Source organism: Bosea sp. F3-2 (assembly GCF_008253865.1).
Classification (GTDB): domain Bacteria; phylum Pseudomonadota; class Alphaproteobacteria; order Rhizobiales; family Beijerinckiaceae; genus Allobosea.
Genome location: NZ_CP042331.1, coordinates 3,555,130 through 3,575,126, shown reverse-complemented (window position 1 = coordinate 3,575,126; position 19,997 = coordinate 3,555,130). Strand labels below are relative to the sequence as shown.

Here is a 19,997-nt window from a genome sequence, read left to right as displayed (position 1 = left end):
GGAGCGTCGCCGCTTCTTCCCGAAACCCCCGTGTTCATGGGTTCCGGGCTCATCGCTTCGCGATGCCCCGGAATGACGGTGCCGGGGCGAGGTGGTCGCGAAGATCAGAGCAGCGTCACACCCGCCAGAAGCGCCGCCAGTGCCCAGAGCAGGCCGCAGGAACGCTTGTAGAGCGTAAGCGCCCGGCGGATATCGGCCGCCGTCGCCTCGGCCCGGCCATCGCCCATCCAGTGATCTTCGACGCGGGTTTCGCCATAGACGCGCGGCCCGGCGAGCCGCAGGTCCAGTGCTCCGGCCATCGCCGCCTCCGGCCAGCCGGCATTGGGCGAACGGTGCTTGCCGGCATCGCGCCGCAAGGCTCGCCGGGCGCCGCTGGCATCCGCTGTGCGATCGAGCGCTGCCGAGGCAACGAGCAGCAATGCGGTTAGCCGTGAAGCCGGCAGGTTGACGAGATCGTCGAGCCGAGCGGAAGCCCCGCCGAAGGCGAGGAGGCGCGGCGTGCGGTGGCCGATCATCGAATCGGCGGTATTGATCGCCTTGTAGGCGGCGATCCCCGGCAGCCCGCCAACACCGAGCCAGAAGGCGGGCGCGACGATGCCGTCCGAGAAATTCTCCGCCAGGCTCTCGATCGCGGCGCGCGCGACCCCCGCCTCGTCCAGCGTCTGCGGGTTGCGCCCGACGATCATCGAAACGGCCCGTCGCCCGCCTTCCAGCCCCTCGCACTCCAACCCCTCGGCAACGCGGGCGACATGCTCATAGAGGCTGCGCTGGGCGATCAGCGTCGAGGCGACGAACGCAAGCGGCACGAGGCCGAGCGGACCGAAGTACAGGCACAGATGCTGAACCAGCGCGGACAGCGCGATGGTGACCGCGAGTAGCACCGCCAGGGCCAGCACCCCCATGGCCTTGCGCGTGATCAAGGATGAAGCCTCGCGGTTGAGCAACCGATCCAGCACGCTGATCAATCGCCCGATCCAGGTGACGGGATGGCCGATTGCGGCATAGAAGCGCTGCGGATAGCCGAAGGCCGCCTCGATCACGAGGGCGAGCACGAGCAACGGCAAGCTGGCGGAGAGGTTCATGCGGGGCAGGCGCAATCGTGGCTGAGGACGGCATCTGGCATGGCGGCGATCTCGCCACGGCCCGCGCGCTCTTTCCGGATGCGCCGGAACCCTGGATCGATCTCTCCACCGGGATCAATCCGATCCCCTATCCGCTTCCCGCGCTGCCGTTAAGCCTGTGGGCGCGTCTGCCGGGCGCTGATGACGAGGCCGCGCTGCTCGCCGCAGCCCGCACGGCCTATCGCGTTCCCGATCACGTCGGCATCGTCGCGGCGCCCGGCACGCAGATCCTGATCGAATTGCTGCCGCGCCTTGCGCCGTCCGGGCCCGTGGCCATTCTCGGCCCGACCTATGCCGAGCACGGCCATGCCTGGCGCAAGGCGGGCTTCGCGGTCACCGAGGCGGTGGCGCCCGGCGAAGCGGCGGCGACCATCGTCGTGGTCAACCCCAACAATCCCGACGGGCGGCTGCTCTCGCGAGAGGAGCTCGCGAAACTTGCCGCACGCTGCGCTGCACGCGGCGGCCCGCTCGTCATCGACGAAGCCTTCGCTGACTTCACGCCCGAGACCAGCATCGTGCCGGATTTGCCGGCTGAAACGATCGTGCTGCGCTCCTTCGGCAAGACCTATGGCCTGGCGGGACTGCGACTGGGTTTCGCCATCGGGGCTGCCGATCTGATGGCGCGGCTCAAGGCGGCGCTCGGGCCCTGGTCGGTGGCCGGTCCCGCGCTCCATGTCGGTGCGCAGGCTCTGGCAGATGCCGAGTGGCTCTCCAGCGCCGGCGAAGCGCGGGCGCGCGATGCCGTCCGCCTCGACGCGCTGCTCGCGCCCCATGGCCGCATCCTCGGCGGCACGAGCCTGTTCCGCCTGCTCGAAACGCCGGCAGCGCCGGCACTCTTCGCCCGCCTCGGCCGCCACGGCATCTATGTCCGCCGCTTCCAGAATGCGCCGGATCGTTTGCGCTTCGGTCTGCCGGGCGACGAGGCCGGCTGGTCGCGCCTGCAGGCGGCGCTCACCGCCGATGCGCGGAAGGCATCGCCGCCAGCGTGAAGCTTGCATGCGGTGGATGCGGGGACAGGAGCCGGCCCGGAGGCTAACGTCCACCGAAAAGGATTCGGGGAGAGAAGACGCATGGCATTCCTGCCGCCGGAAGGCGAACTGACGATCGGCTTCGCCCACGCCGCCTACCAGCTCGGCGACGAGTTCGCGACGCGCGGACGAGCCGCCAGGAGCTTCGAGGTGCGCAATCTCGACGAATTGCGCGAGCGCGCGCCCGAGGCGGATGTGCTCGTCGTCTCCGGCCTGTGGCGCAACGATCTCCTGCCGCGCTTGCCGAAGCTGCGCTTCATCCAGTCGATCAGCGCCGGCACCGACCAGTTCGACAAGGCGGCGATCGGAGCAGCCGGCATCCGCCTTGCGAGTGCGCAGAGCGTCAACGAGCGGGCCGTCGCCGAGCATGCGATGTCGCTGATCCTCGCGCTCACCCGCCAGATCCATCTCGCCCGCGACAACCAGGCGAAGCAGTATTGGCGCCCGATGATCGGCGACCGCGCCCGCCGCGAGGACGAGCTCGGCGGCAAGACGCTGGTCGTCGTCGGGCTCGGCCGCATTGGCCTGAGGCTGGCGAAGCTGGCGAGCGCCTTCGACATGCGCGTCATTGGCGTCCGGCGCAGCCCCGAGCCGCAGCCTCATGTCGAAGCGGTCGTTCATCCCGACAAGCTCACTGACGCGGTGGCCGGAGCCGATTTCGTCGCGCTGACCTGCCCGCTGACGCCCGAGACGGAAGGGTTGATCGACGCCTGCATCCTCGCGGCGATGAAGCCCTCCGCCTTCCTGATCAATGTCGCGCGCGGCCGTGTCGTCGATGAGGCGGCGCTGCTCGATGCCCTCGGCAATGGCCGGATCGCCGGCGCCGGGCTCGACTGCGTCCATGAGGAGCCGCTGCCGGCCGCCTCGCCGCTCTGGCGCTTGCCGCAGGTCATCGTCACGCCGCACAGTGCCGGCGAGACCCGGGCCTATGAAGGCAATGTGGTCGACATCCTCCTCGACAATCTCGATCGCCTCGCCCGTGGCGAGACGGCGTTGCGCAACCAGATCGTCTGACGGGAACAGGGGGCGGCCATGCCCTGGCCCAAACTCGGACGGCCCGGCGGGCCGTCGCTCATCCTTGCATTGGGCGTGACGCAGGTCTTCGGCTACGGCGCGCTCTACTACGCCTTCACCGTGCTGGCGCCGCGTATCACCGCGAGCTTCGGCTGGGCGCCGGAATGGACCTATGGCGGCTTCGCGGCCGGTCTTCTCCTCGGTGGCGCGGTCGCGCCCGTCACCGGCAGCTTGATCGACCGCTACGGCACGCGGCTGGTGATGACGATCGGCTCGGCGCTGGCTGGCCTCGCCCTGCTGGCGCTGTCCGAGGCGCGCGGCATCGTGAGCTATGTCCTCGCGATGGTGGCCTTGCAGGCGGTCACCACTGCCGTCTTCTACGACGCTGCCTTCGCGGCGCTGACGCAGGCGCGGGGAGGCCAGGCGCGCCGCGCCATCAGCCAACTCACCCTGATCGGCGGCTTTGCCTCGACCCTGTTCTGGCCGCTCACCAGCAGCCTGCTCGCGATCCTCGACTGGCGCGGCGTCTACCGGCTCTATGGCCTCTCGCAGATCCTCGTCTGCATGCCGCTGCATCTCGTCTTCCTGCCGGGACGTGTGAAGCGGCCGGTCGTGTCGGCCGCGCATGCCGCATCGCCGGCGCCGCAGGAGCCGGAAGCGGCCTATCTGACGGGCAATGCGCGTCGCCGCGCCTTCCTGCTGCTGGCGCTGGCCTTCTCGCTGCAGGGCTTCGTTATCTCGGCCATGGCCGTCCACATGCTGGCGCTGCTGCAGGGCTTCGGGCTCAGCGCCGCCGTTGCGGTCGGCATCGGCGCGATGCTCGGGCCGTCGCAGGTGGCCGGCCGCCTCGCCGAGATGCTGTTCGGCCGCTCCGTCTCGCCGATCAACACCGCCTGGGCTTCCGCCTGGCTCATGCCGTTCGGCTTGGCGCTCCTGCTGGTCGGTGGCTCGCAGCCGGTGGTCGCGGGCCTCTTCGCCATCGCCTTCGGCATCAGCATGGGCCTGAGCTCGATCGTGCGCGGCACCGTTCCGCTCCAGCTCTTCGGCCCGGTTGGCTTCGGCGCGACGATGGGCAAGCTCTCGGCGCCCGGCCTCGTCATCAAGGCGGCGGCGCCGCTGGCCTTCGCCGTTTCGCTGCAGCGCGGCGGCGTCATGGTTTCGACGCTGCTGCTGATCGCCGTCTCGGCGCTCGCCGCCAGCGCGCTCGTGTTGCTGGCGCGCAGTGGGCGCTAGCTGAGGTTGTTACCCATTGTGGGGCTCAGGCCATGAGCCCCTGCCACCAGCGCCGGGCGGCGTCGCGGGTACGGATGGCAAAGCTATAGGCGGCCGACGCACGCACCCAGCCCAGCACCTGATCGCGCACGCGCACAACCTGTCCCATGACCCAGGCGAACCAGCGATAGCTCAACAGCTTCTCGCGCCCGGCGCGATAGATGCGCTCGACGAAGACGAAGCTCATCAGATGCGCGAAGGCTGTCACGACGAGCCCGGTCCAGAATTGCCCGCGCGCGAACAGCAGCAGGCCGAAGAGCTTCAGCGGCTCGGCGATGGCGAAGGGGATCGCCAGCGCCAGCAGGACGAGCGGACGCGGCAGGGCAGCGACTGTCTCCTCGAGCCTGCGCATGAAACGTAGGCTCGCGAGCCAACGGATCAGCGGCCGGTAGAGCGGCCGCAGCAGCTCATCCAAGACGATGAAGACGGTGAGGATGGCGCGCAGTGCCGCGAGCAGCCCGCGCTTGAGCGGGCCGCGCTCCGGCACGGGCAGGGGCGGGAGTTCGTTGGACATCGCAGCCGGATTCATAAGCCCGGATTTATGGCATTTCCATGCAACGCGCTGCCCGTCATCGTGAGGAGCGGCCGCGACGAAACGATCCAGGAAGGCAGAACTCGACGTTCTGGATTGCTTCGCTTTCGCTAAGAAGCAACGACGCGAGTCGCGCCATGACGGGAGGCTCTTCCCCTCCCCCTTGTGGGGAGGGGACAGGGGTGGGGGGCGAACGTCTGGGGGCGGCGTATCGAAGTGAGGCGGCGCTGGTCGACCGAGATTTCGGACCGGTCACCAAGCGGAGCGACCCCCACCCCCATCCCCTCCCCACAAGGGGGAGGGGAGTCGCGCGCGGCCATTGCGATCGCATGCCACACTGCCAGCCGTCCCCATCTTTCGCCCGCCGCTCGTTACAGCAAGCGCGGGTCGGCCGGCGGCCGGTGCGGAACTCGCAGTGCCGTTTCGCTCCGCCCGGTCTAACGGCGCGCATCTTCCTTCAGCATCGCCACGCCCTTTTCGGCGATCATCATCGTCGGGTTGGCGGTATTGCCGGAGGTGATGGTCGGCATCACCGAGGCGTCGATGACGCGCAGGCCCGAGACGCCGCGCACCCTCAGCCGCTCGTCCAGCACCGCGCCCGGATCGTCGTCGCGGCCCATTTTCGCCGTGCCGACCGGATGGAAGATCGTGGTGCCGAGCTTGGCGGCGGCTTCGAGCAGCGCTTCGTCCGACTGGGCCGCCTCGCCCGGCAGGTATTCTTCCGGCCGGAAGCGCGCCAGCGGCGCCTGCGCTACGATCCGTCGCGTCAGCTTCAGCGCGTCGACCGCGACCTGCCTGTCCTCCTCCGTGTCGAAATAATTCGGCGAGATGACAGGGGTGCCGTAGGGCCCGGCTGAGCGCAGATGCACGCTGCCGCGGCTGCTCGGCCTGAGATTGCAGACGCTCGCGGTGAAGGCGTCGAAGGGATGCAGCCCCGAACCCCAGCTGTCGAGCGAGAGCGGCTGGAAGTGATACTGCAGGTTCGCCGTCGCATAATGCGGCGCGGACTTGGCGAAGGCGCCGACCTGCGACGGTGCCATCGTCAGCGGGCCGGAGCGCAGCGCCGCCCATTGCAACGCCATCAGCGGCCGGCGCCAGATCCTGGCATAGTCGCTGTTCAGCGTCTTGACGCCGTGCACCTTGTAGACCGGCCGGATCTGCAAATGGTCCTGCAGGTTCTCGCCGACGCCGGGCGCATCGATCAGCGTCTCGATGCCGAGGCTCTGCAGCCGCGCCCCGTCGCCGATGCCGGAGCGCTCGAGCAGGAGCGGGGAGGCGATGGCGCCGGCCGACAGCACGACCTCGCCGCGCACCTCGACCCTGAGCTTCTCCTCGCTCTGCGTGCCTTGGCCATGGGTGAACTCAACCGCCTTCGCCCGGCCGTCCTCGAAGACGATGCGCTCGACATGGACGCGCGTTTCCAGTCGCAGGTTAGAGCGCTCGCGCTGGTCGAGCAGGGGCTTCAGGAAGGCGCGATAGGCGCTGAGCCGACGCCCGCGCCGCTGGTTCACCTGGAAATAGGAGGAGCCTTCGTTGTCGCCGGTGTTGAAGTCCGGGATCTTGGCGATGCCGGCCGCCTCGGCCGCGTCGCGGATGGCGTCGAGGATCGCCCAGCGCACGCGCGGATGCTCGACGCGCCATTCCCCGCCAGCCTGGTGCATCCCGCCGGGCGGCGGCGCGATATGGTCCTCGTGCTTGAGGAAATAGGGCAGCACGTCGTCCCAGCCCCAGCCGGCGAGGCCGCGCTGGCGCCAACCGTCATAGTCGGCTGCCTGGCCGCGCATATAGACCATGGCGTTGATCGCCGAGGAGCCGCCGACGACCTTGCCGCGCGGATAAGCCAGCGCTCGCCCGCCAAGGCCGGCCTGCGGCTCGGTCTGGAACAGCCAGTCGGCGCGGGGGTTGCCGATGGCGAAGAGGTAGCCCACCGGGATGTGGAACCAGATCCAGTCGTCCTTGCCACCCGCTTCCAGCACCAGAACCTTGGTGTCCGGATCGGCAGCGAGCCGGTTGGCGACCACGCAGCCGGCCGAGCCCGCACCGATGACCACGTAGTCGAAGGTGCCAATCAGGCGGCGGTCGGTCGAAGGCGTATCGAGCATGGGGCTTCCAAGGCGTGATCGACGAAAACGGCCAGTTTCCTGGCTGAAGAGCAGCTTGGCACAGGTCAAACTGGCACGACAGTGCGCGGATATGCACAGCGGTCGGGGGAAAAGGATGCGCCCGATCGGCGTCTACATCGCGGCGGGGGCCTTTCGGCGGTCAGGTCTAGGAGTTGCCATTAATCTGGCACGAGGCGTCGCTGGCGTACGAGGCTTGGGCAGATCGCCAAATTTGCGGGGAAGTTGCAGGGAAACTTGTTCGAAGCGGTTGCCGCAGATTGTCGGGTTGGCTTCGCCCTATGCACTCAGTCTGTTCGCGGCGAGAGCCAGGGCCGGGGGTTGGAACCGCACCGCAATCGACCGGGCGCAGGCCGGAATCGGCGATGCCGTGCGACCTGCGCGGCGATGAGAGGGCTTGAGGCGCGCAGATCCTGCCCGATCAGAACCTCGGCTGCCGTCCCGGGGGCTTCGTCTTCCTGAAGCAGTGCGCAGAAGGCGCGGACATGGCTGTAGTCGGCAGGCCGGCCAGTTCGCTGACAAGGCCACGCAGGCTGGAGATCCCGAATTTCAGGCTGCTCATCTCAGACGCGCTTGTAGACGTCTTCGATGCGGATGATGTCGTCCTCGCCGAGATAGGAGCCGACTTGGACTTCGATGAGTTCGAGCGGGATCTTGCCGGGATTGGCCATGCGGTGGACGCAGCCGATCGGCAGATAAATCGATTCTGTCTCGTGTACGACGATGGTTTCGTGGTTACGCGTCACCTCCGCCGTGCCGCGCACGACGACCCAGTGCTCGGCGCGATGGTAGTGCTTCTGCAGGGAGAGGACGCCGCCTGGCTTCACCGTGATGCGCTTGACCTGGTAGCGCGAGCCCATATCGACTGAGAGATACTTGCCCCAGGGCCTGTGAATCTCGCGATGCGCTCCTGCTTCGGCCTCACCCTTAGAGGTGATCAGCGCGACCATCTCCTTGACCTTGTCCGCCTTGGCCTTTGGCGCCACCAGCACGGCATCGCGCGTCGAGATCACCGCCACATCGTCGAGCCCGATCACGGCGACGAGGGCATCCTCCGAACGGATGAGATTGTTCGAGCCGTCGAGCACATAGCCGCGCCCTTCGACGACGTTGCCGTTGGCATCCTTCTCCGACAGATCCCAAACAGCCGACCAGCCGCCGACATCCGACCAGCCGAAATTGCCGGCGACGACCGCCGCCTTCTTCGTCCGCTCCATCACGGCATAGTCGATCGAGATCGTCTTGGCCTGACCGAAGGCCTCGGCGTCGAGCAACAGGAAATCCAGATCGGGCTTGGCGGCGGCAACCGCCGTGACCACAGGTTCCAGCACCTGCGGCTCGAAGGCTTCCAGCTCGGCGCGCATTGTCGCGGCGTCGAATATGAAGTTGCCGGAGTTCCAGAGATAGCCGTCCAGCAGGTATTGGGCGGCGCGCTTCGCATCGGGCTTCTCGACGAAGGCTGCGACCTGCCGCGCATCGCCGGCAATCTCCTCGCCCGGATGGATATAGCCGTAGCCGGTGGCGGGATGGCTCGGCGGGATGCCGATCGTCACGATCCGGCCCTGTGCCGCGACGGCGCCAGCCTTACGGCAGGTCTCGACGAAGAGCGCGCCGTCCTGGACGATATGATCGGCGGCAAAGACACCGACCACGGCCTGCTCGTCGCGCGCCAGCGCCAGCTCCGTCGCCACCGCCACCGCAGCGGCCGAGTCGCGGCGCATCGGCTCTAGCACGATCTGCGCCGATACCCCGATGGCCTGCAACTGCTCGAGAACCGTGAAACGGTACTCAGCGTTGGTGATCACGATCGGCTCGGCGAACACGGATTGGTCGGACACCAGCCGCATCGCCCGTTGAAAGGTCGAGCCCTGCCCCAGCAGCGAAATGAACTGCTTCGGCATCGTGTCCCGCGACACCGGCCAAAGACGCGTACCGGCCCCACCACACATTACGACTGGGACTAGTTTTGAGACCATCTTTTGCACGCTCCTGACTGTCGGTTCTCTAGTAAGTCTACGGAACCGACACAAGTCTTGGCGAACGGTCTAGCGGCGCCGCGAATAAAGAATGCCCTCTAGCTAAAGCTCGATACTCCAGAATTCCCTAGTATGAGGGAATTATCAGGGAATTTGGCGAGGAGAGCTGCCCCTGTGGGGTGTCCAGGGCTGGCGAAACGCCGGGATTTTCAAGGCACTTTAGGCGATGGGGCGCTTGTGGCAGCAGGGATTCCAGCTGACGCGGAGCAGGGAGCTGTTTTTGAGGTAGCTGGGAATTTCTCTCACACGGGCAGGGAGGTTGCGCCGGTACCGAGCGGACAGAAGGGCGTGCGAGGCAGGCGGCAGAGTGCCCTCGAGCGGACAAAGCCAGTATATGTTCCTAGTTCTCAGGACATCAGTCCTTGAATCCGCGCTCTGAGGGCGCTATGAAGATAGGTGCCGACGAATCATCGTCGGCATTGGCCGAGACCGATCAGTTCGAGTCCCGGCATCCAGACTGAGGCATTTCACTTTAGGTGAGCAGCCCTCGTTAGGTGAGACCAGCTCCTTCGGCAGCGATGCGGAGGCGCGCGTTTTGCCGCGGGTGCTCGCTTGCTCTGGTCGTCTCCTTGCAAAAGGAACGATCGCAATGTCCTCCGAATCCTCCACCCCGCGTGTGCGGACGCGCCAGCGTCGCGGCAGCGTTGCCGACGACCCGATCCTCGAACAGGCAGCGGCGTGTTTCGCGCCGCAGATCGTGATGAAGGCGCTCGCGCAGCTGACGCCGTCGCCGCGCAACGCGCGCAAGCAGATCCACATGATCGCGGAGAGCATCAAGGCGTGGCAATCTATCAGCGTCGCCGCGGCGAACTGGCTTCATCCCGGCCGCGATACACGGGCTTGGCTGGGGGCCGCCAAGCTCAATCTCGGCGCGTTAAACTTCTCGGCGCAGTATCAGCAAAACCCGCTGCCGGCCGAGGGGCAGATCATCAAGCGCGATTGGCTCCAGCATTATGATGAGCTTCCCGAAGCCTTCGAGCTGACGATCGCATCCTGGGATACAGCCTCGACCCAAGCCGAGCATTCGGACTGGTCGGGCGGGACAGTCTGGGGTGCAGTGGGGCAGAGCTATTATCTGATCGATGTGGTGCGCGATCGCTGGGAGGCGCCGCAGCTACGCCGTAAGATGGTCGAGCTGTCGCAGCGCCATCATGTCGATGCGAGACTGATCGAGGATACCGAGCTGGGGCGGGCCTTGTCGCAGGATCTGCGCAAGAGCGGGGTACTCTACCCACTCTTGCAGCCATCGCGGATCAAGAAGACGGCCCGGCCGATGGCGCAGGCCACGCGGTTTGAGGTATTCCTGCCGCGCGAGGCGCACTGGCTGGGCGACTATCTGGGTGAGCTTCTGGCCTTCCCGCTGGCGCGCCATGACGATCAGGTGGATGCGACGAGCCAGGCGCTGAAATTTCTGACGGCGCGGACCCCGGTGATCCGGGAGCGCCCGGAGCGGATCGTGCGTCCGAAGGGCCGCGCCCGCCCTTGAGGCAAGCTCGGGCTTGTCTATGGCTGCACCGTAACCGGCGTCATGCTGTAGCCGCGCCCCGCCATGCAGCCGACCATGATCTGGCGCAGGGCGTGGTTGCGCTGGGCGTCCAGCATGCCGGCTTCCATGGCATCGGCGAGGCCGCGGCCGGAATAGATCGGCGCAGCCATGGCCTGGGCCTTGGCCACCTCGCCCTTGCCGTGACGCGGGCGACGACCCGATCGAGTTCGTCGTTGAACGCGTCGACTGCCGCTGTGAGCTCGCGGATATAGGCTTCGTCCCGTTCGACGCGGCAGATGAAGGTCGGCAGTCCGGGCCAATAAATGGCCAGATCGATCCAGGCCCGGCCCGAGATCCAGAGCTGGCCCTGGCACTGCGCCTTGTGCTCGGCCGGGAACTAGCCCTTCAACAGCGCCTCGATCAGGAGGTGCGGCAGCTTGGTCTTGATCTCCAGGAGCCCGTCCTCGCCGATCAGCGCATCGGGCGAGGCGCCGGCCTGGCCGCGGCGCAGGAAGCCGAGGCTCTCGCAATCGAGCCCGGTGACGAAACTGTAGGCGCTGCGAGCTTCCTCCTCCATCAGCCTGCCGCGTTCCAGATGCGGCGAACTGAAGCACGCCATGACCTCGCCCGTCAGCCGCTCCCCGGCGAGCTTGTAGAGATAGCTTTGCCGTGTCCGGCTCTCGGCGCCGCCACGTCCCTTGGTCAGGATCGAGGCGAACTCTGAGGCCGTCGGGATGCCGAGGCGTGCCTGTGCCCATTCGGGCGAACCCTGGATGCAGTTGACGATTTCGAGCATGGTCATTCCCGTCTCTTCCTGGCGTTGAGCATCACCAGCGCCTGCCGGAAGCGGCGGGCCGGGAGCTCGGCAAAACCCTTGATCTTGAAGAAGCGCAGCAGCGCCTCGCGCTCGGCGCCCACCTCGTCGATCAGGGCGGTGAGCTCGCGAACCTGCTGGCGCGTGACGGTCTCGCCAGCTCCGGCCGCCTTGCCGTCATCGTCATCGGCGGCTGCAAGGCCGAGCGCAGCCTTCAGCGTCATCCGCTGCAGATAGGTCAGCGTCGAGCCGATCGCCTGGATGGCGTTCTTCTCACCGCTGTGATCGGCACCGGCGGAGAGGCTGTTCTCCTCGCTATGGCCCTCGCAGTGCGAGATCACGCAGATGACAGTGACGTGCTCTCCTTCGGTCTTGGAGCGGAAGCGGTAGGCTAGACCGTGGCGCGCCAGGATCGGCCCGATCGTCCGGGCGATCTCGGCTAGACCCTCATGCCGATAATGCTTCGCGCCGAGCGCGGAGTGCAGTCTGCTTGCGAAAGCTCGGCGCGTATCAATTGCTGGCCGGCTCACTGTCCGCCTCAGGCGCGCGCACGCCATTTGCCGCCATATTGGGTCAAACTTGCATCCGAAACACAGCTGATCGTTTTTTCAAGACCGCCTATTACCAGGCGCCCTGCATCGTCCGAAACTGAATAATTGGAAGGTTCCTCACTGAGAGACGCCTACTCCGCTACAACTACTTCTGGACTTTTGCCTCGGATTTTGCACGGTTGTCGTGCGCCCCGCCGAACGGATTTGGGTGCCGTTTAGTCCTTTTGGAGGGCATCACCCGTGCCAGTGCAAACTCTGGCTCATTTGGTAGGCCGCTTGCCTACGCCGTTGCGCAGGTCGTTGCGGCGCGCCATCGGCGGCCAAGGCCATGCTCAACACTGGACGCACACTCTCTGGGCTTGGCACCGGGCCCGAGGCGAAAAGCGCATCGACCGAATTGCGCCCGGGCTCGCTGCCCTGATTAGAGACACATGTGGCTCCGTCGAGGGCCGTTCCTGCCTTGAATTCGGCAGCGGGCACTTGCTCTCGGAGGCGCTGGTGTTCTGGCTCGCGGGGGCAACGCGAGTCGTGGCTGTCGACTTTCACCCCCTCTTGCACCTGCATTTCGCGCGCCGCGCGTTTACGTCTGCCGACCGCGATGTGTTGCTGGCCGCTTTGGCGCCGGCGGCGTCGGGGGCGACCGTTGCGGAACGGATCACCCGCCTTGATCAGCTTGGCAATTGGACACTCGAGGCACTTTCAGAGCACGGGATCGACTACCTGGCCCCGGCTGATTTTGGCCGGGAGACGGAATTTGCCGGCACCTTCGACCTCATCCATTCCGCCTCGGTGCTGGAGCATCTGCCGCTCGCTGACGTAAGGGCCATCGTCGCCAACACGCAGGCCGCATTGCGCCCGGGTGGCGTTGCCTTGCATGCCATCCATCTCGAAGACCATCTCGATTACCGATATAATCCGCATGCCTTTCTCGCCGCCGACACCGACTGGCGGGAAAGCGATGCGGATGCACGAGGCAATCGACTACGTGCATCAGATTGGCTGCGCATCTTCCGATCGATGCCGGCTGCGCAGGTCGAGGTTCTGTGGGATGTCGTACGCGAAGACGCCCCACTGCCGAGCGCTCTTGATGCTGTGTTCGCGGGTTACGCAGAACGCGATCTCCGTATTGGCGGGATCATGCTTGCGGTGCGCTCCAGCGCCGGCGCCGCTCCGGAGCAACAGCCCGTCGAATGAAGAGGCGGCATGCGGCTCATGGCTGTAAGCGCCGCGCCGCGGCCCTACGGATTTGGGCTTGATGTTTCCGGAAGCGCCACGGCATGAGGTCTTCGAGGGCGCTTTGCGGGTGGCCGTTGATGATGGCGTCGAGGGTTTCGGCAATATGGGCGACGGGTGAGGCGACGAGGGATGAGAGCAGTGCCCAGTCCGCCCCGACCTCGTGCCTCGCGAACAGGGCATTTTTTCGGGTCAGGCAAACTGGGCGGATGGCGTTTTCGACCGGGTTGGTGTCGAGCTCGAGGCGGCCATTGTCGAGGAAGCGGGTAAGCCCCTCCCAGTGGACGAGCCCATAGCGGATGTCTTCGGCCAGCCTGGAGCCGGAGGAGATCATCGACAGTTGCTTTTCGAGCCACGGCTTGAAGGCAGCGATGATCGGCGCGGAGTGCTCCCGCCGGGCGGCGAGCCGCAGTTGCGGCGCGGCCCCGCGCACGGTTGCCTCGATGGCATAGAGCGCTGCAATCTGGCGGACTGCGGCTTCGGCGATCGGCGACTTGGTGTTGCGCGCGAGCTTGACGAAGCGCCGGCGCAGGTGGCTCCAGCAATGGACGAGTTGCCACGGCCCCTGCGGCCGTTCCAGACGAGTCAGCCGATCATAGCCCTCATAGGCGTCGACCTGGAGGAACTGCCCGCGGAAGCCCTGAAGGAAGCGTTCGGCATGCTCGCCACTGCGTCCCGGCGCATAGTGGCACAGCACGATCGGCGGATCCTGGCCGGCATGGCCGCGATCATCGGACGCGATCGCCCAGAAGAAGCCTTTCCGGACCTTCCCGCGCCCGGGATCGAGCACCGGCGCGGTGGTCTCGTCCATGAACAAGCGTTCCGCCGCAGCCAGATGTTGGCGCATGCGATCGGCGATGGGCTTGAGATGGAAGCAGGCCCGGCCAGCCCGGTTACCCAATGTCGCCCGATCCAGCCGGATGCCCTGGCGGGCATAGATCTCGGCCTGTCGATAGAACGGTAAGTGGTCGCCGAATTTGGCGACGATGACCTGGGCGATCAGCGCTTCAGTCGGTAGGCCGCCTGGCACCACATGCTCGGGGGGCATGGGCCTGCACGACCGCGCCCGAGCAGCGGCGGCAGGCATATTTCGGGCGGCGGGTAACCAGCACGCGCAACTGCGCCGGGACCACGTCCAGCCGCTCGCTGACGTCCTCGCCGATCCTCGCCATTTCGCCGCAGCCGCACGGGCACAGCCTGCTCTGCGGCTCGATCATCCGCTCGACCCGCGGCAGATGGGCCGGCAGATGACCGCAATTGCGGTGGTGAGACGCGCCGGCGCCGTTCGGGCGGCCCTTGATGATCCGCTGCGCCTTCTCGTGGGCTGCATCGAGCACGCCCTGGGCGATTTCGACGTCCCCAGCGGCAGATGATATTGCTCGACGGAGAGCTTCTCGGACCGGGCGCCGAACTTCTCGCGCTGGAGGTCGCTGACGATGCTCTCCAGCCGCCGCGCTTCCTCGGACTGAGCCAGGGCCTCTTGCGTCTGCGCCAACTCGGCCTTCAGACGCTCGACCTCATCATGGAGAACGGCGACGTTCATGGGCTATTTCGAGCACGGATCTGCCGTCAGCGCCATTCCCGGCACGGGCCTGAGTCAGTGTGCCGCACCTACCCGGCAAGCTGCGGACGCCGAACCCTCTCGGGCCGAACCAATCTCCAATCCAGCCCCTCGAACAACGCCGCAAACATCGCAGGCGACATCCGCATCACGCCGCCGCGAAGCTGCGGCCAGACGAACTTCGAGCCCTCAAGCCGCTTGTGCACCAGCACCAGTCCAGTGCGGTCCCAGACCAAGATCTTGATCCGATCCGCCCTTTTGGCACGGAAGACGATGGCGGCCCCACTGTAGGGATCAAGGCCAAGCATCTCCTGTGCCGCCGCCGCCAGCCCATCAAGGCCTCGACGGAATTCGACCGGACGCGTCGCCACGTAGATCTTCAGATCGGCGCCCGGCACAATCACCGCGAAGCCCGCACCGCACGGATCACCTGCGCCAACTGCTCGACCTCGACCGTCGTTCGGATTACCATACCGTTGATCGCAATCTCGACCTTCGCCGGTGCCGATTTCGGCGGCTTCGGCGTCACCCGCGGCAGCGGCGCTTCTTCCACGAGCAGCGGCGCGAATAACGGTTCCTGGCTCTCCGGAAGGACAAGCTCTCCCAGACGAAGGCGCAGCCGCCAATCATAAATCTGCCAGCGCGTCGCGCCATGCTTGCGGGCAATCGCGCTCACCTGCGCTCCCGGCATCAAGCTCTCCGCCGCAATCCGCGCCTTCTCCGACGCAGAGCGAACCCGCCGACCCGTCGGGCCTTCAACAACCTCAAGCCGGCCGGCGTAGCCAGGTGTCGAGACGTCCAAATGGACGCCCATTTTGCCGTCCGCTTCCATCCCAACCATCCCGTTCTCCTGAACAGGAGGCTTGGCATATTCTGAGCTCTCCGCGCACGAGGGGAACGGCCGAGCGCTTACTCATGGCTGGGCAAGGACGCCGGGCCGCACGGCCCTCCCACAATCGGTCCCGACGTTCTCTAAGACAGCTGCAGCCGTGTTATTGTGGCATTCCGGGTGAGCTCGCACTCGGCATTAAAAGGGCGGAGTTAATCGACCAAAGGCTAAAATTAGATTCATTGGCCCCATAAACCGATGGTTCGTACCGCCGGAGACGCCTCATCCTTTCGAGAAACACCGTCGATATGGAAATTTGGGCTTGTCGCCGCTCTGTTTCCTTCGGCTGACGGTTGGGGCAGAACAAGTGAAACATTGGTACGAGAACTGCCCGACGCGCCCGGCACTGGAAAATGATCGTGACCTACTTCCTCAAGGTCTTTGGCCATCGTTTGATACTCGGGGACCAGCCTTTCAGGCACATTCAAATTGCTGGTCTTTATGCCGAGTGGAGCATCGTCGACACCAGGATCTACAACTATTGCGATCATAGCTTCGTAAAGCTCGGTGATCGCGCCTAAGTCGCGCGCTAGATCGCCCCTCCAGTAAGCAAGTTCACAAGAGACGCTGGAACTCTTGGATTAGCTCGGCTTCGACCTGCTCGGCGATCGGCGCTCTATAATGGGTTCTATCGAAAAAGTTCTTTGGGGTTTTCGTGGGTGTATCTGCCTTTCTGCGGTCAATGAATATTCCACGGTTAAGAGACTCGGCGAAGTTCTTGAATGCGCGCTTGCACAGTCCCTCGGAGATCAGCTCGGCGCCTCCTTGTGGCAGCGTATCGGCCCAAACGGGGAGCATGATCAGCGCCACGGCCACATCGGGTGGGGCGAACGACAGCGTTTGCTGAAGCAATCCCAAGGCCGGATAACTGCCGGACAAGTTGATCGAATGAATCCAGGGCTTAGCAAGCTCGGAGCGGATTTTCTCTTCTTCCCATTTATAGTCCAGTTCGAGGTCCCAAAAACCACGAGGATCAGGCGGTCGCGCGACGGATCTCCCGGAATTGGTGAACCGCTGTACCGCCTGCTCTACACTGTCGTAGCGAAATAGCTTTGCCGCATACGACAATGGATTGTCGCTGATGAGCCAAGTCGGAAGCGCTGGTTCCTCCGCATATTTTGGTGATTGTCGGCACCAAACATCGTCGATGCCGACGACGATCAGCTTTGGCGGCGCTTTTCGATGGGTGAGGAACCACTTCAGCAGTTGCAACTCGGGTTGAACCGACGCTCCTGGAAGAGTCAGAGATACGAACTCTAGGCCGGTGTTAGTGGAAAGCCGATGGGGCGATAGAGGAGCAACATGCGAGTTGCCGATAACCGCTGCATCGAACCGATCATTTCGGCCGAGACTGGCGATAGCCATCCGAGTTGATATCGATGACAGTGGTCGCTTGCCAAAAGCCGCGAAACGACCCGTATCATACGGATCAGCCATTAAGGTGAAAAGCCATGTGGCTACGGCCGCAGTGGCAATAGTTACAAGAATAGTCGCCGAAAACCGGCTCCAAGGTCGTCGCATTCGCGGCATTCCCGATCGGCCCCACTGGCCCCCTCCAAACGCTTTATCACCGGACGCTCGAGGGCGGCATTCCTAGTTCGGAGACCGCACTCCTCGATCGAACATTTTCTGCCGCGGAACCCCAAACGAAGAAAATGCCATCCGTCAAGTTCAACTAGATCGTTCGCATGACCAGTTCGGGCCGTTGCCCTCATCTCGTAGTGATCGGCCGCTCGATGGATTGATCCATCGGAGGTGGCGGATCACGCTAACGGCTTGATTTTCACCCCCGTGCGCTCTCGCGTTCGAAGCGATAGACGTTCTCTGTCCGCTCCCTTTTACCGAGGACGCCGGCCGACCGCTTCGCACTACTTGGTGCCATTATTGGTATTCTTCCTCCAGCAGCATCGCCACGCCCTTCTCGGCGATCATCATCGTCGAGTTTCCGGTATTGCCGGATGTGATCGCCAGCATCACCGAGGTGTCGATGACGCGCAGGCCCGAGACGCCGCGGACACGCCGCCGTTCGTCCAGCATGGCGCCCGGATCGTCGTCGCGGCTGCGACGGGGTGGAAGATCGTCGTGCGGAGCTTAGCGGCTGCCTTCAGCAGCGCTTCGTCGGGCTGGGCCGTATCGCCCGGCAGATATTCTTCCGACCGGAAGCGTGCCAAGGGTGCCTGTGCCACGATCCGTCGCGTCAGCTTCAGCGCCTCGATCGCGACCTACCGGTCCTCCTTGGTGTTGCGGACCTGCCCGTTATGTCGGCAGTGAAGGAGCAATCTGAAATAGGTCGGAAAGGTGTGTCAGCGCGTGGATCTGCATATCCGTACTGCTTCTCTGTGGCTAATTTTGGCTCGAAAACCAATCGCGAGTCGCCGCGCCGGAAACGAGTTGAAGTTCTCGCCCCGACATAGGACCGGATCATACTTGTCATGGCTGCGAGGATGTGGCCGAAGGTGGGATTGCTAGGCATTCGCATGCATCCTTTTCACGAGGAGCAGCAATGGGTACCCAGCATCGAAGCTCGGCGCGCTTCATTGAGCTGGCAGGCGAAATCAACACTGCGATGTCGTATCTGGTTGTCGAACGGCTCGCGCAAGGTCTGGATCAGCATTTCGCGCGCGGACTGAACGGAGCGCGGATTCTCGTCATCGGCGCTCCCTACAAGAAGAATGTCGACGATATGCGCGAAAGCCCGTCACTGCGCCTGATCGAGCTGATCGAGCAACGAGGCTCCTATGCGTCATATCACGATCCGCATGTTCCTATCATTCCGCAGACCAGGGAGCATGGCGGCCTTGCCGGGCGCCAATCCATTGACCTCGCCCCCGGCACGATAGGCGATTTCGATGCCGTTCTCATCGCCACCGACCACGACGCTGTCGATTACAAAAGGCTCGTCGCGGAAGCTCGGCTGATTGTCGATACGCGCAATGCTTGCGAGCGGAACGGGGCCTTCGCAGCTAACGTGATCAAGGCCTGACGAGACTTGCCAAGCCAAGCCTGAGCGATTGCCCACTTGGGCATGGGAAATCCCTGCCGTTGACCGTGCCGTCGGGCGGGTGCTATGCGCTCGCCGCGCTGGCCAGGTTCGGGCTTCTCGGCTTTTCAGGACATAGTACGCAGTATAATGAAGCGCTTAGCGATCGTCACAACTGCTGTGCCGCCCTCTGCCAGCGGTCAGGCGCGGGTGCTGGGCGCGCTTCTGGCGCAAGAGCGCGGCGAGTCGCGGCATCTGTTTCTATCCGATCAACTTCAGGCGCTCGACCCGGGCGAAGCTGGATTTGGCGTTTACGCTGCGCTGTCGTCGCCGAGGTTCCAGATCATGCGGACCCTTGGAAACGAGCATATCCAGCGCCTCAACAATTTCGCCGGATTGGTGCGGGACGTTTGGGCGCGCGCAGGCGAAATCGTGGCAGCGGTCAAGCAGCATCCGGTACAAGTGATCGTGGGGTGCAGCGGCAATCCCTTCGATCTGCCGGCCGCCGCCATTGCTGCAAGGCGCTTGAAACTGCCCTTTATCGCCTATCTGTTCGACGATCCTGTCTATCAATGGGAGAAGGGGCCTTATCGTAGCCTGGCTCGGTTCTGGGAAAAGCGGTGGGCGGCGCGCGCGGCGAAGGTGATCGTCCCGAATGAGGTGCTGGCCGAGGATGTGCGCGCCCGCGTTCCTGGCACCTCCATGGCCATCGTCCGCAATCCGGTCGCTCTGAAGCAGATCGAGCTGGGGAAGATTGGTTCGGACCGCGTGGCGCAGGCAGGCCCCCCGCCGAGCGCGCAAGCTCCCTGGACGGTGCTGTACACCGGTTCGGTCTACAGCGCGCAGGCCAGCGCCTTCCGGAATCTGATCGCTGCGCTGGAGCGGGCTGAGGGGCGCTTCCATCTTCATGTCCACACGGCGCAGAGCGAGGCGCAGGTTCGTGACAACGGTCTTGTCGGCCCCTTTGTTCATCGCTTCGACCACCTGCCGCAGGAGCAGGCGCTGATGCGCCAGCGCGAGGCCGACATTTTGTTCTTACCCCTTGCTTTCGAATCTCCGATCCCAGAGGTCGTACGTTCATCGGCACCCGCCAAGGTTGCGGAATATCTCGCCTCGGGACGGCCTGTCGTCGTTCACGCGCCGCGAGGGTCGTTCGTATCGTCGTTTTTCACGGCGCGCGAGGCGGGGCTGGTGATCGATCAACCGGATGTCGAGGCGCTCGCACAGGCCCTGACCCGGTTGAGCGAGGATGCGACGCTGCGGGCCCATCTCGTCGCCAACGCGCGGGTCGCGGCGAAGGAATTTGGCGTCGATCGCGCCCGTGCGGCCTTTTCGGCTGCGCTTGGCGAGGTCGCATAGA

Annotated in this window: 19 protein-coding genes and 1 pseudogene; 8 read left to right on the top strand and 12 right to left on the bottom strand. The window is 65.0% G+C overall.

The genetic code is table 11. The features are described 5' to 3' along the window. Nucleotides 1–104: 104 nt before the first annotated feature. The gene (cbiB, locus tag FQV39_RS16455; RefSeq protein ID WP_149131264.1) at nt 105–1,082 is read right to left on the bottom strand and encodes an adenosylcobinamide-phosphate synthase CbiB; all 978 of its coding nucleotides are present in this window, start codon (nt 1,080–1,082) and stop codon (nt 105–107) included. Between the two features lie 14 nt (nt 1,083–1,096). Here cbiB and cobD point away from each other — a divergent pair, with 14 nt between their 5' ends. From cobD to FQV39_RS16440, 3 genes are all read left to right on the top strand, one after another. Next, the gene (gene cobD / locus FQV39_RS16450) at nt 1,097–2,110 is read left to right on the top strand and encodes a threonine-phosphate decarboxylase CobD (RefSeq protein WP_149133885.1); all 1,014 of its coding nucleotides are present in this window, start codon (nt 1,097–1,099) and stop codon (nt 2,108–2,110) included. An 81-nt stretch (nt 2,111–2,191) separates the two neighbouring features. After that, a complete protein-coding gene (locus FQV39_RS16445) occupies nt 2,192–3,163 on the top strand; it encodes a D-2-hydroxyacid dehydrogenase (protein ID WP_149131263.1) in 972 nt (323 codons plus the stop codon). An 18-nt stretch (nt 3,164–3,181) separates the two neighbouring features. Next, complete coding sequence (locus FQV39_RS16440) at nt 3,182–4,396, top strand: MFS transporter (protein ID WP_149131262.1); 1,215 nt, start codon at nt 3,182–3,184, stop codon at nt 4,394–4,396. A gap of 25 nt (nt 4,397–4,421) precedes the next feature. Here the strand turns inward: FQV39_RS16440 and FQV39_RS16435 are convergent, their stop codons facing one another. From FQV39_RS16435 to FQV39_RS16425, 3 genes are all read right to left on the bottom strand, one after another. Next, nucleotides 4,422–4,949, bottom strand: coding sequence for a hypothetical protein (locus FQV39_RS16435; RefSeq protein WP_149131261.1), 528 nt, complete (start codon nt 4,947–4,949; stop codon nt 4,422–4,424). A 455-nt stretch (nt 4,950–5,404) separates the two neighbouring features. Continuing rightward, nucleotides 5,405–7,069, bottom strand: a complete 1,665-nt coding sequence (locus FQV39_RS16430; protein WP_149131260.1) for a GMC family oxidoreductase — start codon at nt 7,067–7,069, stop codon at nt 5,405–5,407. Between the two features lie 581 nt (nt 7,070–7,650). Then, complete coding sequence (locus tag FQV39_RS16425) at nt 7,651–9,063, bottom strand: mannose-1-phosphate guanylyltransferase/mannose-6-phosphate isomerase (RefSeq protein WP_149131259.1); 1,413 nt, start codon at nt 9,061–9,063, stop codon at nt 7,651–7,653. 604 nt (nt 9,064–9,667) lie between these two features. Between FQV39_RS16425 and terL the strand changes: the two genes are divergently transcribed. Next, nucleotides 9,668–10,609, top strand: coding sequence for a phage terminase large subunit (terL, locus tag FQV39_RS16420; RefSeq protein ID WP_248313422.1), 942 nt, complete (start codon nt 9,668–9,670; stop codon nt 10,607–10,609). Nucleotides 10,610–10,626: 17 nt separating this feature from the next. Here terL and FQV39_RS33760 read toward each other — a convergent pair whose 3' ends face one another. The 3 genes from FQV39_RS33760 to FQV39_RS16410 all read right to left on the bottom strand — a co-directional run bounded on the left by FQV39_RS33760 (nt 10,627) and on the right by FQV39_RS16410 (nt 11,953). Next, complete coding sequence (locus FQV39_RS33760; RefSeq protein ID WP_248313039.1) at nt 10,627–10,797, bottom strand: hypothetical protein; 171 nt, start codon at nt 10,795–10,797, stop codon at nt 10,627–10,629. Between the two features lie 209 nt (nt 10,798–11,006). Continuing rightward, entirely contained in the window at nt 11,007–11,411 is a 405-nt protein-coding gene (locus FQV39_RS33755; RefSeq protein WP_248313038.1) for a YqaJ viral recombinase family protein, read from the bottom strand. After that, a complete protein-coding gene (locus FQV39_RS16410) occupies nt 11,408–11,953 on the bottom strand; it encodes an ERF family protein (RefSeq protein WP_210251109.1) in 546 nt (181 codons plus the stop codon). Before FQV39_RS16410 ends, FQV39_RS33755 begins: the two co-directional genes overlap by 4 nt. Nucleotides 11,954–12,214: 261 nt before the next feature. On the opposite strand from FQV39_RS16410, the gene FQV39_RS16405 reads away from it, so the two are divergent. After that, nucleotides 12,215–13,168: a class I SAM-dependent methyltransferase gene (locus tag FQV39_RS16405; protein WP_149131256.1), complete on the top strand. Its 954-nt coding sequence runs from the start codon at nt 12,215–12,217 to the stop codon at nt 13,166–13,168. A 16-nt stretch (nt 13,169–13,184) separates the two neighbouring features. On the opposite strand, the pseudogene tnpC reads toward FQV39_RS16405, so the two are convergent. From tnpC to FQV39_RS16390, 3 genes and pseudogenes are all read right to left on the bottom strand, one after another. Continuing rightward, nucleotides 13,185–14,750: pseudogene (gene tnpC / locus FQV39_RS16400) on the bottom strand (IS66 family transposase). Nucleotides 14,751–14,818: 68 nt separating this feature from the next. Next, nucleotides 14,819–15,166, bottom strand: a complete 348-nt coding sequence (gene tnpB / locus FQV39_RS16395) for an IS66 family insertion sequence element accessory protein TnpB (protein ID WP_472840596.1) — start codon at nt 15,164–15,166, stop codon at nt 14,819–14,821. Between the two features lie 2 nt (nt 15,167–15,168). Continuing rightward, nucleotides 15,169–15,609 (bottom strand): transposase, encoded by a 441-nt coding sequence (locus tag FQV39_RS16390; RefSeq protein WP_248313037.1) that lies wholly within the window; start codon nt 15,607–15,609, stop codon nt 15,169–15,171. Between the two features lie 407 nt (nt 15,610–16,016). On the opposite strand from FQV39_RS16390, the gene FQV39_RS33195 reads away from it, so the two are divergent. After that, nucleotides 16,017–16,178: a hypothetical protein gene (locus FQV39_RS33195; RefSeq protein WP_187639953.1), complete on the top strand. Its 162-nt coding sequence runs from the start codon at nt 16,017–16,019 to the stop codon at nt 16,176–16,178. Between the two features lie 34 nt (nt 16,179–16,212). Here FQV39_RS33195 and FQV39_RS16385 read toward each other — a convergent pair whose 3' ends face one another. Both FQV39_RS16385 and FQV39_RS33750 read right to left on the bottom strand, forming a co-directional pair. After that, nucleotides 16,213–17,022 carry a hypothetical protein gene (locus FQV39_RS16385; RefSeq protein WP_149131254.1) on the bottom strand — a complete coding sequence of 270 codons (810 nt, stop codon included), beginning with the start codon at nt 17,020–17,022 and terminating at the stop codon, nt 16,213–16,215. Nucleotides 17,023–17,538: 516 nt separating this feature from the next. Further along, complete coding sequence (locus tag FQV39_RS33750) at nt 17,539–17,694, bottom strand: GMC oxidoreductase (protein ID WP_248313036.1); 156 nt, start codon at nt 17,692–17,694, stop codon at nt 17,539–17,541. Between the two features lie 466 nt (nt 17,695–18,160). On the opposite strand from FQV39_RS33750, the gene FQV39_RS16375 reads away from it, so the two are divergent. Beyond that, complete coding sequence (locus tag FQV39_RS16375) at nt 18,161–18,640, top strand: UDP binding domain-containing protein (protein WP_149131253.1); 480 nt, start codon at nt 18,161–18,163, stop codon at nt 18,638–18,640. 147 nt (nt 18,641–18,787) lie between these two features. Further along, nucleotides 18,788–19,996 carry a glycosyltransferase gene (locus FQV39_RS16370; RefSeq protein WP_187639952.1) on the top strand — a complete coding sequence of 403 codons (1,209 nt, stop codon included), beginning with the start codon at nt 18,788–18,790 and terminating at the stop codon, nt 19,994–19,996. Nucleotide 19,997: the final 1 nt, after the last annotated feature.

Excerpts from the sequence above, each read along its gene's own strand:
- cbiB (WP_149131264.1), bottom strand. The coding sequence starts at position 1,082 with ATGAACCTCTCCGCCAGCTTGCCGTTGCTCGTGCTCGCCCTCGTGATC.
- FQV39_RS16445 (WP_149131263.1), top strand. The coding sequence starts at position 2,192 with ATGGCATTCCTGCCGCCGGAAGGCGAACTGACGATCGGCTTCGCCCAC.
- FQV39_RS16440 (WP_149131262.1), top strand. The coding sequence starts at position 3,182 with ATGCCCTGGCCCAAACTCGGACGGCCCGGCGGGCCGTCGCTCATCCTT.
- FQV39_RS16435 (WP_149131261.1), bottom strand. The coding sequence starts at position 4,949 with ATGTCCAACGAACTCCCGCCCCTGCCCGTGCCGGAGCGCGGCCCGCTC.
- FQV39_RS16430 (WP_149131260.1), bottom strand. The coding sequence starts at position 7,069 with ATGCTCGATACGCCTTCGACCGACCGCCGCCTGATTGGCACCTTCGAC.
- FQV39_RS16425 (WP_149131259.1), bottom strand. The coding sequence starts at position 9,063 with ATGGTCTCAAAACTAGTCCCAGTCGTAATGTGTGGTGGGGCCGGTACG.
- FQV39_RS33755 (WP_248313038.1), bottom strand. The coding sequence starts at position 11,411 with ATGACCATGCTCGAAATCGTCAACTGCATCCAGGGTTCGCCCGAATGG.
- FQV39_RS16390 (WP_248313037.1), bottom strand. The coding sequence starts at position 15,609 with ATGGTTGGGATGGAAGCGGACGGCAAAATGGGCGTCCATTTGGACGTC.
- FQV39_RS16385 (WP_149131254.1), bottom strand. The coding sequence starts at position 17,022 with ATGGCTATCGCCAGTCTCGGCCGAAATGATCGGTTCGATGCAGCGGTT.
- FQV39_RS33750 (WP_248313036.1), bottom strand. The coding sequence starts at position 17,694 with ATGCTGGACGAACGGCGGCGTGTCCGCGGCGTCTCGGGCCTGCGCGTC.
- FQV39_RS16375 (WP_149131253.1), top strand. The coding sequence starts at position 18,161 with ATGGGTACCCAGCATCGAAGCTCGGCGCGCTTCATTGAGCTGGCAGGC.
- FQV39_RS16370 (WP_187639952.1), top strand. The coding sequence starts at position 18,788 with ATGAAGCGCTTAGCGATCGTCACAACTGCTGTGCCGCCCTCTGCCAGC.